Raw genomic sequence first — 13,483 nt, forward strand, 5'->3', positions numbered from 1 at the left:
GAGGCAGCTCATGGCCGACCACGGCAGCACTCCGGAAGCAGCCAGCAGCTATGCAGTGGTGCTCAACGAGGAAGAGCAGTACTCGATCTGGGACGTGTCGCTGCCGATGGCGAACGGCTGGCACGCAGAGGGGTTCTCCGGCAGCAAGGAGGACTGCCTCGCTCACATCGAAGAGGTGTGGACGGATCTGCGCCCACGCAGCGTGCGCGCCGGCTGAACCGCCGGCCACGGCCGGGAAGGGAGACGATTGACTTGGCCATGTGGCCGAGCGAGTTGAAGCCATTGGTCGTCGGCATCGGCGGCACGGGACGACCTGGATCGACGACGGACAAGGCGCTGGCAATGGCGCTGCAGGGCGCGGCGGAGGCCGGTGCCCGGACCCGTCTCTTCGATGCCGGATCTCTGGGCGTGCTGCCGCTCTTCCAGCCGCAGCATACGGAGCGCAGCGAGACCGCCCTCGAACTGCTCGACGCCCTCGCCCGCGCGGACGGCGTGCTGCTGGCCAGCCCCAGCTATCACGGCGGCATCTCGGGGCTGGTCAAGAACGCGCTGGACTATCTGGAGGATCTCAGTGACGACCCCCGGCCCTATCTGGACGGGCGTGCGGTCGGCTGTGTGGTCACCGCCGCCGGGTGGCAGTCCGCAGGGACCACCCTGTGCGCGCTGCGGTCCATCGTGCACGCGCTGCGCGGCTGGCCGACCCCGTTGGGCGTCACGCTGAACACGACCGAACATCCTCTGACCTCGAGCGACATCGAGACCGGCCGCCGATTCGAGACGCAGCTGCTGACGGTCGGCCGGCAAGTGACCGAATTCGCCATGGCGTTCGGTGGCTCGAGCGAGACCATGGCGGGGGCAACCAGATGACCGCGCGGCCCGAGTCCACACCTCAGCCGGCACGTGCCGTACGGCACACCACCGCAGAGCGCATCAAGAAGTTCAGGGAACGGCAGCAGCAGGCACGCGAGCCGGGATCGCCGCGGGCAGCGCGGCGGCAGCACGTACTGGGAAAGCTCACCGCGCGCGAGCGCATCGAACTGCTCCTGGACGACGGCTCCTTCATGGAGACCGACCCGCTGGCCCGCCATCGCTCGACCAACTTCGGCATCGACAGCCGACGCCCGATGGGCGACGGCGTGATCACGGGCCTGGGAACCGTCGACGGCCGTCAGGTGTGCGTGTACGCCCAGGACGCGACCTCCTTCAACGGCAGCGTCGGCGAGGTGTTCGGGGAGAAGGTGGGCAAGCTCCTCGACATCGCCATGCAGATCGGCTGCCCGGTGATCGGCATGAACGACTCCAGCGGCGCGCGGCTCCAAGAGGGCGTGCTGGCCCTCTCCGCGTACGGCCAGGTGGCCAGGAGGGTGGTCACCGCGTCGGGAATGATCCCGCAGATCTCGGTCATCATGGGCGTGTGCGCCGGCGGCGCGGTGTACACCCCGGCCGCGACGGACTTCATCGTCATGGTCAACCGGACCTCGCACATGTTCGTGACCGGTCCCGACGTGATCCGCTCGGTGACCGGTGAGACGGTGGGCCTGGAAGAGCTCGGCGGGGCGAGCGTTCATGCGCGGCGGACCGGCAACGCGCACTACATGGCGGACGACGAGGAGGACGCACTCGCATACGTCAAGGACCTGTTGTCGTATTTCCCGAGCAACAACCTGGCCGAGCCGCCGAGTTACCCCACACGTGTCGATCCGGCGGGCACGGCCCGGGACCTTGAACTGGACTCGGTGATCCCGGACGTCTCCGAGCAGCCGTACGACATGCACCAGGTGATCGAACGGCTCGTGGACGACGCGGACCTGCTCGAAGTGCACCCGCAGTTCGCGCAGAACATTCTGTGCGGGTTCGCCAGGATGGAAGGGCACACCATCGGCGTGGTGGCCAACCAGCCCATGCACCTGGCCGGCTCGCTGGACATCGACGCCGCGGAGAAGGCCGCTCGGTTCGTCCGGTTCTGCGATGCGTTCGGCATTCCGATCCTGACCCTGGTCGATGTTCCCGGCTTCCTGCCGGGCACGGTCCAGGAGTACGGGGGGATCATCCGCCGCGGCGCCAAACTCGGGTTCGCCTACATCGAATCCACCGTGCCCAAGATCACCGTCATCACCCGCAGGGCATTCGGCGGCGGGTACGCGGTGATGGGATCGAAGGAGCTGGGCGCGGACATCTGCTTCGCCTGGCCCACTGCGGAGATTGGCGTGATGGGCGCACGCGGCGGCATCGACCTGCTGTTCCACCGCGATCTCGCCGCGGCCGAGGACCCCGTGACGCTGGAGCGGTCCCTGACCGAACAGTACGAGGAGACGCTGACCAGTCCCTATGCCGCAGCCGAACGCGGCTGCGTCGACGACATCATCGCGCCGTCCGAGACGCGAATTTCCGTGATCAGGGCGCTGCGCGCCCTGCGGAACAAGCGGGTCGCGCCGCTGCCGAAGAAGCACAGCAATATTCCACTCTGACAGGACTGACAGGACAGGAGTTGCTGTTCACATGGCGCACGCACGGGAGGGTCTGAACGCACAGTTGCGGACGCTCATCGGGATCTCTGCCGGGATTCCACTGGGTCCGGGCATGGGTGTGCCCGACGGGAAGGACAGGCCGGCCACCGGCGCGGATGACCCGTCCTGCCTGAGGTGTGGCCTGCCGGCCGAACACCTCGGGCAGGACGGACCGGCAAGCAGGTCCGTCCCTCGGGACCCCGTCGCGTCAGTGCCCTGAGACGGAGTCGGGCAGGGAGTCCGGGCCCTCGCGGGTCACTGTCGCGGCGACGGCTGCCCTGTTCGACACACCGAGTTTGGCGAAGACATTGGACAGATGCATCTCCACGGTCTTCTCCGCGATATGCAGCTTCTTGGCGATCAGCCGGTTGGTCAGCCCGTCGCTCACGAGCGCGGCGATCTGCTGCTCCCGGCCGGTCAGAGCGATCACGCTGCTTTCCGAATCGGTGCTCCTGGCGTGTGGGGCGCGGGCGGCCAGCCTGCGGCGCTCGACGCGCGCCGCTCGCGCCAGAGCGGAGGCTCCCAGCTGCTCGCAGGCAAGCTGGGTCGCCTTCAACTCCTGTGCCGCGTCGTCGAATCGGCCCTTTTGCCACAGCGCGAGGCCCACGGCCACGCGAGCGCGCAGTGCGTCGATCGCCCGGCCCGCCTCCTCCAGCCCCGCCGCGGCATGCTGTGCGGGAGCCAGTGCCGCTTCCGGGTTCTGGCGAAGCAGCACCTGCGCTTCGGCCAGAGTTGCAAGAGCTATACGGCCGGGCTGCTCGAGGAGGTTCGCCGCGTGCATGGCCCGCTGCGCCCAGTCCGCCGCCCGCCCCGGCCGGCCCGCGGCGAGCTCCGCCCGGACAAGCAACTCGTACCAGGCGACCCGAGAACCGGCGTCGGCGGTCGGCAGGTCCGCACCGCCCGCGTCGGTAACCAGAGCCAGGCATCCCTCGGGGTCGCCGTTGAGCAACCTGGCTTCAGCCAGAATCCGCAGGGCGAGTGCTTCCTTCCAGCTGCTGGCCGAGTGCCGGGGCTGCAGCGTGGCAGCGAAGGAGTTCTGGAGCGCGCCGTCGAGATTGCCGAGAGCAATGTCCACGTATCCCTGAACCGCGTAGGCGTTGACGAGTTCTTCCGGGCTGTCCGTGCGCTCGGCGAGGTAGACCGCGTGCTCGGCGGCGATCTGTGCCTCGGTGAGTTTGCCCCGGTCGCGGAGTACGAACGCCTTGCCGGCCAGCAGGTGCGGCATGAACAGCCGGTAACCGCTGCGCGTGGCGAAGCTGACCCCCTTGTCGAAGTGCCGGAGTGCTTCGTCCCAGCGTTCGAGCAGCACCTCGCTCCAGCCGATCCACATCACTGCGTCCAGGCTCTGCGCGAGCTCGCTGTCCAGCATCCCGTCCAGGATCGTGGTCGCCTGTCCGAGCAGCTCATAAGCGAGTCCCGTCCGCCCGTTGGCGGTGTTCGCCATGGCCATGAGGCCGAGGCAGGACGCCTGCAGGGGGCGGTGCCCGTGCCGCTCCACCACGGTCAGCGCCTCTTGCGCCCACTGATAACAGCCCAACGGGTCGCCGCTGTGCAGCTGTCCGGCGGCTATTTCGAACTTGAGCGATGCACGGACCAGGGCGTCCTCGCTGCCGAGAGCATCGAGCTCCAGGCGCAGCATGGCGTCCGTCTCCTCGCGGCGTCCGAGCAGCCGCTGCACCATCGCGGCGAAGGCCACGGCTTCGGCGTGTTGGGGTGCCGGCTCCCTGGGCAGGATGCTCAGCGCCTCATGCATCAGATCGCGGCACTCCTGCAGCTGGCCCGTCGCCCCTCGCGCCTCTGCGAGCTGGGTCATCATCCTGGCCCGCCGGCCCTCGAAGCGGGGCTGCTGCGGGAGGGCGCGCAGTGCGGTGGCGAGCCAGGCCGATGCCCTACCGGGGTCGGTGGAGGCCACGGTGCGGGCCGCTTCGTCGAGCACTTCGACGGCGGGGAGATCGCCATGCTTGATCCATTGCTCCACATGCGGGGCGCGCTCGACGGCTGGGGCGCCACGCGTACACAGAGCTTCGTCGGCACGGAGGTGCATGTCCACGCGCCAGCTCAGTTCGCTGTGGTTGTACACGGCCCGGTGGACCACCGGGTGACGGAAGGCGAAGTACTGGCCGGGTACCACCGGGTGGACCAGATCTCGCCGGATCAACTCGCCGATCGTGCCCAGCACCGCGGTCTCGTTCCGGCCCAGCATCTGAGTGAGCAGCCCGGCTTCGAACTCGTGGCCGACGACCGCGGCGGCATCCGCCACCTCCCTCATCTCGGGTCGCAGGGGGGCCAGTTCCTCGGTGTACCGGGCGTAGTTGCCAAAGCGTGGGGTCTGGTTCAGCCGGGACAGATCGTCACGTGCGGTGAAGACCGGCTGTTCGGAGATGAGCGCCTTCAGATATCCCGGGTTTCCGCCACTCTCCCGGTACAGGTGCCGGCGGTTGAACGCGGTGGCCTCACCGGCCAGCATCTCGCCCACTTCCTCTTCCAGAAGCGGTTCCAGGTGTATGTGCTCGACGATCACCTGCTCGGACCGGCCGCGGAGGGCCGCCTGCAGCGATGGGGTTGCCTGCCGATTCCGATAGGCGAGCACGAACAGCACAGGAGCCCGCGGTGGCCTGCGCAACAGACTCGCCAGGAGTTCAACGGAGGCCGGATCGGCGACGTGATAGTCGTCAAGGACAAGAACCAGCCTGGGCACGGACAGCTGTTCCAGAAATTCGCGTACGGCGCGGAAGCCGGTCTGCGCCATGGACTTCACAGCGTCCGCCGCACGTTCTCGGTCGAAGTCCATGGTCAGCCGGAGCACCGTGTTCAAATCCTCGCGCTGCCAGGGGGGAAGTCCCTCCACTGCTGCGCGCACGAGATCATGCTGGTCGTCGAACGCGTCCGAGATCAGACCGAATGGTGCGTCATCATCATGTCGATTGACCCTGCCGGTGAATACATGGGAGTTTCCGGAACGGGCGATGCCGGCGAACTTGCCCAGTACCGCAGTCTTGCCAATGCCTGGGTCTCCCGTTATTTTGACAAGCCGGGCAACCGGCTGCCGCGCCCCTACCTGACGGAGGGCGCCGCTCAGCGCACTCAATACATCTCGCCGTCCGGCGAGAGTCTCTGCTTGTGCGGGAGTGGTTGCAGATTCTGCTGTATCCCACATTTCCGAATCGGGTGAAATAGCTAACTGACGTAGATTACGGCCGGTACGTGCCATCGCCCCCCCGTCGTGGCAGTAGGGCGCACATCCGCGTCGGTGCGGACCGCTCCCCCGTGCTTCGCACACTACGCTTGGCACATTAGCAGCAGGGCGGGTGACCGCACAGGTGCTCGATGTAACGCACATATTGCCATTACCCCTGCAATCTGCATGCCGACCGCCGTCTTCGACATGAGTTCATAGGCAGGGAGTGTTCGAATCGCACGCGGGGTGAGCCCCGCAGGGCACGGCATGGGCGAGGAGTTTGACCTGAACTTGCCGAAAATAATGGCTGATTCGCGGTGGCCACAAGTGGAGATCAATTGTGGGTGTCCTGTTCTGCACCGTGACGCGGCGGCGGTGGGGCGCCGCCGGCCCGGCCGGGTTGCCGGCATCCGGATCCGGGGAGTTCGGGCTGACAAGTAGGCACGGGCGAGGCTGATCGACCCCTGTCCCTGCCCAGGGTTATCCCCAGTGCCTAGTGAGCCTTGAGTGGACCAGACTTGGCGCGTACTTCCTCTGACCCGTGCACCTGCTCCGTCCGAGTGCGCGGGCTGTCGCTGTTTGGAGGAACGCGCGTGAGCACACGAATCTATGCACTCCCGGTCGAACAGACACGGTGGCAAGTTCCCGGTGGGGGAACGACGGTGTTCGACTGGGAGTACGACGAGGGCCGCGACCGGCTGCTCGGTCTGTACGAGAAGGGCAAGCAGAAACAGTGGGATGCGGCCGAGCGGATTGACTGGTCGATCGACATCGACATCAGCAACCCCATGGGCGTGCCGGAACAGACAATTGCCATCTATGGATCCCGAGTATGGGACAAGCTCAGCCAGAAGGACAAGGGCGTTATTCGCCATCACCTCGCTTCTTGGCAGTTCTCGCAATTCCTGCACGGTGAGCAGGGTGCACTGATCTGCTCTTCGAAGATCGTTCACACTGTGCCCGATCTTGATTCCAAGTTCTATGCCGCAACTCAGGTGATGGACGAGGCCCGGCACGTCGAGGTCTATTCGCGCTACCTCAGAGAGAAACTGGGGCTGGCATACCCGATCAACCCCAGCCTCAAGTCCATCCTCAATGACGTCGTATCCGACTCCCGCTGGGACATGACATACCTGGGCATGCAGGTTCTCATCGAAGGGCTGGCCCTGGCCGCGTTCGGGCTGATCCGGGACAACGCCACGGAGCCGCTCGCCCAGGCACTCAATACCTACGTGATGCAGGACGAGGCCCGGCATGTGGCATTCGGCCGGCTCGCGCTTCGCGAGTACTACCCCGAACTCACCCAGGCGGAACGGGACGAGCGTGAAGAGTTCTGCATCGAGGCGTGCTACCAGATGCAGGAGCGGTTCGTCGGCGAAGAGGTCTGGCACAATCTCGACATCGATGCGGACGAGTGCATCGAGTTCATGCGCAACTCCGAGCACTTCCGTGCCTTCCGCAGCCATCTCTTCTCCCGCATTGTGCCGACGCTCAAGGACATCGGCCTCTTCGGACGGAAGATGAAGCATGCGTTCGGTGAGATGGGAATCATCGGCTACGAACATCACGATCTCGACTCCCTCATGGAGCAGGACGAGAAGATCGCAAGCGATCTCGACCGCACCAGGATCGAGCAGGTCGAGAAGGTGATCACGCTGGGCGGCGCCGACGTCTGACGGTGCGCAACCTGCATATCTGAAGGCCGGATCCGGCCTTTCCGCATCCAGTTTTTTCGGGAGTGCTGAGTAGTGACGACATCCGAACCGGCCCGCAAGCGGCGGGGATACCTCGCGGTGACTCTGACGGCGTCAGGGGGCACCTTCCTCGCGATGCTCGACTCCACGGTCACCAACCTGGCGGTGCCGGATCTGTCCAAGGACTTCCCCACCGCCTCGTTGCCCAACCTCTCCTGGGTCATCAGCGCCTACGCGGTGATGTTCGCGGCGCTCCTGGTGCCGGCCGGGCGGCTGTCGGACGTACTGGGCCGGAGACGTCTCTTCCTTCTCGGCATCGGGATCTTCACCGTGGCCTCGCTGCTGTGCGGTGTTGCGCCCAACCTCCCTGTACTCATCGCGACCCGCGGGCTGCAGGGGGTGGGCGCCGCCGCGATGATCCCGGCATCGCTGGCGATCCTGCTCCTCGACGGGCCGGCAGACCAACGGGTGAAGTCGATCGGCTTGTGGAGCGCGGCCTCGGCGTTCGCCGCGGCGGTCGGCCCCAGCGTCGGCGGGGTGCTGGTCGACCTGTTCGGCTGGCGCTCGGTGTTCTACGTCAACCTCCCCTTCGGTCTCCTGCTGATTTTCGCGGCCGTACGGCTGCTGCCCCGTCCCGCCGGCTCGGACAAGAGGCAGATTCCGGATCCGCTGGGCACCCTTCTGGTCGCTCTCGCGGTCGGTGCAATGACCGTGGGAGTCACCGAGGGCGGCACCTGGGGCTGGTGGGACGGCAGGACACTGGCCTGCCTGGTGGGCGGAGCCGCCGGTGCGGTCGTCGCCGTACTGCGCTCCAGGAAGCATCCGGCGCCTGCCCTCGAGACGTCTCTGCTGGGCAATCGCTCCTTCGCCGTCACGAACGTGGTGTCGCTTCTGTACGGCATGGCGCAATACCCGTGGCTGCTGGTCAGCGTGCTCTACCTGACCGGCTCCTGGCACTACTCCGAGCTCAAGGCGGGCTTTGCCATGACACCGGGCGCGGTCGCGGCGTCCGTCGCCGCGCTGGCCATGAGCCGGCTGGCCCCGCGACTGGGCGGACCCCGAGGCGCCACGCTGTCCGGGTTGCTGGCCTTCGTGGCGTGCGGTCTCTGGATGGTCTTCGGGCTCACCGACACCCCCTCGTTCCTGACCTTCTGGCTGCCTGCGGGATGCCTGGTCGGCATCGGCATGGGGGCGGCCACCATGGGGACCTCGGCTGCGGCGGCGCTGAGCGCTCCGCCCACCCGGTTCGCCGCGGCAAGCGGTATGAACACCACCGCGCGGCAATTCGGCGGCGCGCTGGGCATCGCCGCACTGGCGGTGATCGTGCAGCAGCGCACCGAGGACGGCGGCGGCACGAACCTCGACGCGTATCTGGGCGTCTTCGCCTTCTCCACCGTCGTCGCCGGCGTCGCACTGCTCATCAGCCTGTTCTGGCTGCGTGTCACCCCGCCGCCGCAAGCGCAGGCCGCCCCCGCTGCCAGGCCCGGGACGGCGTCGCCCGCCGCTGAGGAACGGAGCCGAGGATGATGGACTCCGAGCGGCACGAGGCCACCCCACGGCGTACGGCACTGGTGACCGGCGCCAACAAGGGGCTCGGCAAGGAGATCAGCCGACAACTCGCGGCGCTGGGGATGAGCGTTCTGCTCACCGCCCGGAACGACGAGCTGGGCAGAGCCGCTGCGGCCGAACTCGCGGCCGAGGGCGGTGACATCCGATTCGCACGGCTGGATGTGACCGAGGAGAAATCGGTCCGGTCGGTCGCCGAGCTCGTCGACGAATTTTTCGGCCGTCTCGACATCCTCGTCAACAACGCGGGAGTGAGCGGAGTGGTCCGGGGGGAACGCCTGCCCCTCGACGAGATTTCCGTCGAGACGCTGAGGAGCACGCTCGAGACGAACTTCGTCGGAGCGTTCGCGCTCACGCAGGCGTTGCTGCCCGCGCTGCGCACCGCTGGGGGCCGGGTAGTGAATGTGACCAGCGCGCTGGCCACCTTCGCACGGACCACGGGAAGCGGTCCGGCGGGACGAGCGGACCTCATTCCGTACTGTGCGTCCAAGGTGGCCCTGAACATGACCTCAGTGCTCCTCGCCGACCAGCTGAGGGAATCGGGCGTCACCGTCTGCTCGGTCTCTCCCGGATATGTCGCGACGGACATGAACAACTTCGCGGGTACGAAAACAGTTCGCGACGGCGCACGGACGGTTGTGCGCTTCGCCACCGCGGCCCCCGATGAGCTGCCGGACCGGGCCTTCATCACGGAAGAGGGTGTCGCGCCCTGGTGAGGGGCCACGGGCAAGAGGCGGCCAGGTCTGCGATTTCGTGGTCGCGGGTGATTGGTCGGGGTAGGCGCCGACCGAGCCCCCGAGCACGGCGAACACTCTGCCGCCTTCGGAGGACAGCTCAGCATGCTCGTGGCTGGGCTCGAATCGCTCACGCGGCAGCTTGCCGAGCAGGGCCGGGAGGTGTGGCTCGTCCAGTCGTCACCAGGTCTGGCGCGCATGCTCCCAACGGTTGGCCTGTCACTCCGGGGTGAACTCGTACTGAAGCTCGTACAGATGACCTGCCTTGACCATGACGGTGGCTTCGATGGGGCGGTCATTGTCGCTGTACACCACCCGCAGGGTCCGAAGGACCGGCAGATCGCTGGGAAGTTGAAGTGCCGTGTACTGCTGCTGCGTAGGAACCCGCGCGGAAATCCTGTCCACGCTCAGCCGAGGCGGGTACCCCAATTCGGCGAGGAGCGTCGGCGTTCCGCCCTTGATCTTGCGGCGCTCCATCATCGCCGTACCCCGGGCGATGTCCAGCGGGTAGTAGGACGTGACCAGTTCCGCCGGCTCGTCGTCGAGCATGAGCACCTGGCGACGCAGCAGCGCCGTACCGCCCTCGGGGAGGTCCAAGGCGGCGGAGACATCCGCAGGGGGCACGGCTTCCCCGACGTCGAGCAGCCGGCTCCGCGCCTGCACGCCGTGGTTCGCGGCCTCGGTGAGCCAGCGGTACGGCTCCCCGGCGGGCGCAGGAGCCATGTACGACGCGGGTCGCATGGTCCGCTGCCGGTGCTCGCGGACCGTCACGGCCGCGCCGGCTCGTCCGATGACCAGGCCCTCGTCCTTGAGGAGCTGCAACGCCTTCTGCACGGTGGCGTTCGAGGCATCGAACCTGGCCTTGAGCTGCACGGTCGATGGCAGCTTGGCCCCGGGACCGAGGTCGCCGCTCATGATTTCGTCGCGCAGGTCGGCGGCAATCCGCTCGTGCAGAGAGCGGTGGTCGAACGCGTTCGCTTCGGTCGTGGGCACCGTCATCCGATTCTGATCTCGTAACGCAGCCGCTGGCGGTCGGCAGGCATGGTCATCCTGTCCACCTGAATCGGCCTGTCGTCGCCGTCCAGTGTGGTCCGTGTCAGCTGCAGGACCGGCTCAACCGGCCCGGTCTGCAAGGCCTCCCGCTCCTCCGCGCGGGGCATCCGGGCGATCACGTCCTCGCGGACGCGTACGCCAATGTGCCCGAGCTCGGCAAGGAGGGTAACCGCGCCACCGGGGATCTTGGCCGTCCCTGCGAGGCGCGTCCCCCGGGCGATAGGCGCAGGGTAGTAGGTATCCGTCAATTCGTATGGCTGGTCGTCGAGATACATGATGCGTCGGCGTACGACGACATCCGTTCCCTCGGCGACCCCGAGCAGCTCCGCCACTTCAGGCGGCGCCACGACTTCGCCCGCGTGAACGATGCGCTGGCGGCCTCTGTGTCCTCGGGACGCTGCCTCGGCCCCCCAGGCGTCGGGCTGCCCTTCTTTCCTCGGCGTGAGATAGGGCATCGAGGTGCTGACCCACTCGCTGGCGCCCACGGCATCCTCCTGCACAGGTGACGATCTCCGAACCTTGCTGCTTTACACGGTAAGCGCATCACTGACCGTGTCCACCTTGGGACAAGCTTGCTGCTTTTCATGAATAGCAGTACGGTTCCGACGAGCCTGCAGCCCCTGATCCTGGAGGTGCCCACCGTGGCCCTGTCCCGGCAGCAACGATTCCCCCGATCCCGCATCTCCATCGGCGCCGCGCGTGCCTTCGTTGTCGGCACCGTCACGGAGTGGGGTGTTGCCGACCGGCAGGACGACATACGGCTGTGCGTCTCCGAACTGGCCACCAACGCCCTACTTCACGCAGTGCCGCCGGGCCGGGAGTTCTCCGTGAAGCTCTCCACGGACGATGGACTCCTGCGAATCGAAGTACGGGACAGCGGTGACGGGCTCCCCGAGGTCCGTTACCTATCCGTTGACGAGAGCAGGGGGCGCGGGCTTCGCCTGGTCAACGAGCTGGCCGACGACTACGGAGTCGTCGAGCACGCAGTCGGCAAGACCGTCTGGCTCGCATTCAAAATCCCGCCCGCATGAGAAGGAGCCCGCTGAATGGAAGCCTTCGAACGTGCCCGTCTGGATGCCTACTTCGGCCGTATCGCCTCGCGCTTCGCTCCGCCCGAGCGGCCTGCCGCGTTCCTGATCACGCATCTACTGCCGGAGCGTCCGGCGTTCGTCCGGAGCGTGGCGGGTGTGACCGAACTGCGCGCGGTGTTACCCAAGCCGAAGTCCGTGCACGCCGAGGCTTTACGTCAGATTGAGGCGGACGGGCATGCCTGCGACAAGCTGTCGCGCGAGCTGTTCGCCGACCCTGACCGAGCCGTGCGGTACGTCGAGGCGCGAGCCGCCGGTCGCCCGGTCGTTCTCCTCGATGTAGGCGGCTACTTCGCCCCCTCGCTCGAGGCTCTCTGCCACCGCTTCTCGGGCCGGATATTCGGCGTGGTCGAGGACACCGAGAACGGCCACCGGCGCTACGCCGACCTCGAAAAGCTGCCCTGTCCGGTTGTCTCGGTGGCCCGATCGCCACTGAAGGACCCCGAGGACTTCCTCGTCGGACAGTCGGTCGTGTTCTCGACGGAGGCGCTCATGCGCAGCCGAGGCGACATCCTGCACGGTCGCACCGCACTCGTGATCGGCTTCGGCAAGTTGGGGAGCTCCATCGCCCGCCTCCTGCACGCCAAGGGGGTACGCGTCACCGTGTACGACATCGACCCGGTACGCCGAACCCAGGCACTCTCCCAGGGCTTCACCGTGGCTCGCGACCGCAACTCCGGGCTTGAGGAAGCCGGACTCGTACTCTGCGCGACCGGCGCTCTCTCGCTGCGCGGCGAGGACTTCCCGCGGCTGCGCAACGGCGCGTATGTCGCCACCGTGACCAGCAGCGAGGACGAACTCGAACTCGCCGGACTGCCCGACGTGTACGAGCGTGCCTCGATCGGCGAGCACGTCACCCGGTACCTGACGACCGGCCACTACTTCTATCTGCTCAATGGCGGCAACGCCGTCAACTTCCTGCACGGCGCCAGCGTGGGCCCGTTCATCTTCCTCGTCCAGGCCGAGATACTCGCCGCCTCGGCCGCACTCGCCCGTGGCGGACTCGACCCCGGAATGCATGAGATCAGCCCGACCGACCGCGCCGCCATCGCCGCGACCTGGCTCGACTACTTCAACCGGTAAGGAGACACCCCGTGCCCATCACAGCCGAGCACATCCGCGAGACCCTCGATGAGTACCTCGACGCCCACCCCGACGAGAAATGGCGGCTCGCCTCCATCCCGGAGCTCCTCGACGCCACCGCCGACCTCGCCGGCCGTAAGGAGTTCCGGGGTCACGTCACCGCCGGGGCGATCCTGGCCGACCCCGCCGGGCGCGTGCTCCACGTCAAGCACCGCGCACTGAACCGCTGGCTCCTGCCCGGCGGGCACCTCGAACCGGACGACACCAGCCTCCTCGCCGCAGCACAGCGCGAGTTGACCGAAGAGACTGGCATCACCGCCTCGGTCGTCATCCCTGCCGGACACCGCCCTGTACATATCGACGCCCACCACATTCCCGCCAACCCCGCCAAGGGCGAACCCGACCACCGGCACTTCGACTTCCGGTTTCTCTTCCGCACCTCGGCCGATGTCGTCGATCTGCAAACCGAAGAAGTCACGGCCGCGGCCTGGCGTTACGCCGACACGATCGAGAACGAGACCCTGCGCACCCGCGTCCTCGTGGCCCTGCGCTGAAACGTGCTCGGCTGCCCCGTCCACGG

General features: G+C 67.1%; 12 protein-coding genes. 9 read left to right on the forward strand and 3 right to left on the reverse strand.

From position 1 onward, the window contains the following. Window positions 1–10: 10 nt before the first annotated feature. Genes ACFWDI_RS27315 through ACFWDI_RS27325 form a run of 3 tightly spaced genes read left to right on the forward strand, consistent with a single transcriptional unit; the run spans window position 11 to window position 2,468 of the window. The gene (locus tag ACFWDI_RS27315) at window positions 11–217 is read left to right on the forward strand and encodes an MbtH family protein (protein ID WP_385307681.1); all 207 of its coding nucleotides are present in this window, start codon (window positions 11–13) and stop codon (window positions 215–217) included. A 41-nt stretch (window positions 218–258) separates the two neighbouring features. Beyond that, on the forward strand, window positions 259–867 hold the full coding sequence (locus ACFWDI_RS27320; protein ID WP_385307743.1) for an NADPH-dependent FMN reductase: 609 nt from the start codon (window positions 259–261) through the stop codon (window positions 865–867). Next, complete coding sequence (locus ACFWDI_RS27325; protein WP_385307683.1) at window positions 864–2,468, forward strand: acyl-CoA carboxylase subunit beta; 1,605 nt, start codon at window positions 864–866, stop codon at window positions 2,466–2,468. The genes ACFWDI_RS27320 and ACFWDI_RS27325 overlap by 4 nt, the downstream gene beginning before the upstream one ends. A gap of 247 nt (window positions 2,469–2,715) precedes the next feature. Here ACFWDI_RS27325 and ACFWDI_RS27330 read toward each other — a convergent pair whose 3' ends face one another. Beyond that, window positions 2,716–5,847, reverse strand: a complete 3,132-nt coding sequence (locus tag ACFWDI_RS27330) for a helix-turn-helix transcriptional regulator (RefSeq protein WP_385307685.1) — start codon at window positions 5,845–5,847, stop codon at window positions 2,716–2,718. A 431-nt stretch (window positions 5,848–6,278) separates the two neighbouring features. Here ACFWDI_RS27330 and ACFWDI_RS27335 point away from each other — a divergent pair, with 431 nt between their 5' ends. From ACFWDI_RS27335 to ACFWDI_RS27345, 3 genes are all read left to right on the forward strand, one after another. Beyond that, a complete protein-coding gene (locus tag ACFWDI_RS27335; RefSeq protein WP_385307687.1) occupies window positions 6,279–7,361 on the forward strand; it encodes a diiron oxygenase in 1,083 nt (360 codons plus the stop codon). 72 nt (window positions 7,362–7,433) lie between these two features. Continuing rightward, entirely contained in the window at window positions 7,434–8,906 is a 1,473-nt protein-coding gene (locus ACFWDI_RS27340) for an MFS transporter (RefSeq protein WP_385307688.1), read from the forward strand. Then, window positions 8,903–9,661: an SDR family NAD(P)-dependent oxidoreductase gene (locus ACFWDI_RS27345; protein ID WP_385307690.1), complete on the forward strand. Its 759-nt coding sequence runs from the start codon at window positions 8,903–8,905 to the stop codon at window positions 9,659–9,661. The genes ACFWDI_RS27340 and ACFWDI_RS27345 overlap by 4 nt, the downstream gene beginning before the upstream one ends. Window positions 9,662–9,898: 237 nt before the next feature. On the opposite strand, the gene ACFWDI_RS27350 is transcribed toward ACFWDI_RS27345, so the two are convergent. Both ACFWDI_RS27350 and ACFWDI_RS27355 read right to left on the reverse strand, forming a co-directional pair. Beyond that, on the reverse strand, window positions 9,899–10,678 hold the full coding sequence (locus tag ACFWDI_RS27350; RefSeq protein WP_385307692.1) for a GntR family transcriptional regulator: 780 nt from the start codon (window positions 10,676–10,678) through the stop codon (window positions 9,899–9,901). Further along, a complete protein-coding gene (locus tag ACFWDI_RS27355; protein WP_385307694.1) occupies window positions 10,675–11,217 on the reverse strand; it encodes a GntR family transcriptional regulator in 543 nt (180 codons plus the stop codon). The genes ACFWDI_RS27350 and ACFWDI_RS27355 overlap by 4 nt, the downstream gene beginning before the upstream one ends. Before the next feature lie 99 nt (window positions 11,218–11,316). Here ACFWDI_RS27355 and ACFWDI_RS27360 point away from each other — a divergent pair, with 99 nt between their 5' ends. The 3 genes from ACFWDI_RS27360 to ACFWDI_RS27370 are packed head-to-tail and all read left to right on the forward strand — an operon-like array spanning window position 11,317 to window position 13,457. Then, a complete protein-coding gene (locus ACFWDI_RS27360) occupies window positions 11,317–11,763 on the forward strand; it encodes an ATP-binding protein (RefSeq protein ID WP_385307696.1) in 447 nt (148 codons plus the stop codon). A 15-nt stretch (window positions 11,764–11,778) separates the two neighbouring features. Then, window positions 11,779–12,903: an adenosylhomocysteinase gene (locus ACFWDI_RS27365; protein WP_385307698.1), complete on the forward strand. Its 1,125-nt coding sequence runs from the start codon at window positions 11,779–11,781 to the stop codon at window positions 12,901–12,903. A gap of 11 nt (window positions 12,904–12,914) precedes the next feature. Beyond that, a complete protein-coding gene (locus tag ACFWDI_RS27370; RefSeq protein ID WP_385307699.1) occupies window positions 12,915–13,457 on the forward strand; it encodes an NUDIX hydrolase in 543 nt (180 codons plus the stop codon). Window positions 13,458–13,483 lie beyond the last annotated feature (26 nt).

It is taken from the genome of Streptomyces sp. NPDC060064 (genome assembly GCF_042736455.1).
In the GTDB taxonomy this organism is placed as follows: Bacteria; Actinomycetota; Actinomycetes; order Streptomycetales; family Streptomycetaceae; genus Streptomyces.

Bases quoted from the DNA above. Each gene is read 5' to 3' on its own strand.
- ACFWDI_RS27365 (WP_385307698.1), top strand. From the start codon at position 11,779: ATGGAAGCCTTCGAACGTGCCCGTCTGGATGCCTACTTCGGCCGTATC.
- ACFWDI_RS27325 (WP_385307683.1), top strand. From the start codon at position 864: ATGACCGCGCGGCCCGAGTCCACACCTCAGCCGGCACGTGCCGTACGG.
- ACFWDI_RS27360 (WP_385307696.1), top strand. From the start codon at position 11,317: ATGAATAGCAGTACGGTTCCGACGAGCCTGCAGCCCCTGATCCTGGAG.
- ACFWDI_RS27330 (WP_385307685.1), bottom strand. From the start codon at position 5,847: ATGTGCGTTACATCGAGCACCTGTGCGGTCACCCGCCCTGCTGCTAAT.
- ACFWDI_RS27315 (WP_385307681.1), top strand. From the start codon at position 11: ATGGCCGACCACGGCAGCACTCCGGAAGCAGCCAGCAGCTATGCAGTG.
- ACFWDI_RS27345 (WP_385307690.1), top strand. From the start codon at position 8,903: ATGATGGACTCCGAGCGGCACGAGGCCACCCCACGGCGTACGGCACTG.
- ACFWDI_RS27350 (WP_385307692.1), bottom strand. From the start codon at position 10,678: ATGACGGTGCCCACGACCGAAGCGAACGCGTTCGACCACCGCTCTCTG.
- ACFWDI_RS27320 (WP_385307743.1), top strand. From the start codon at position 259: ATGTGGCCGAGCGAGTTGAAGCCATTGGTCGTCGGCATCGGCGGCACG.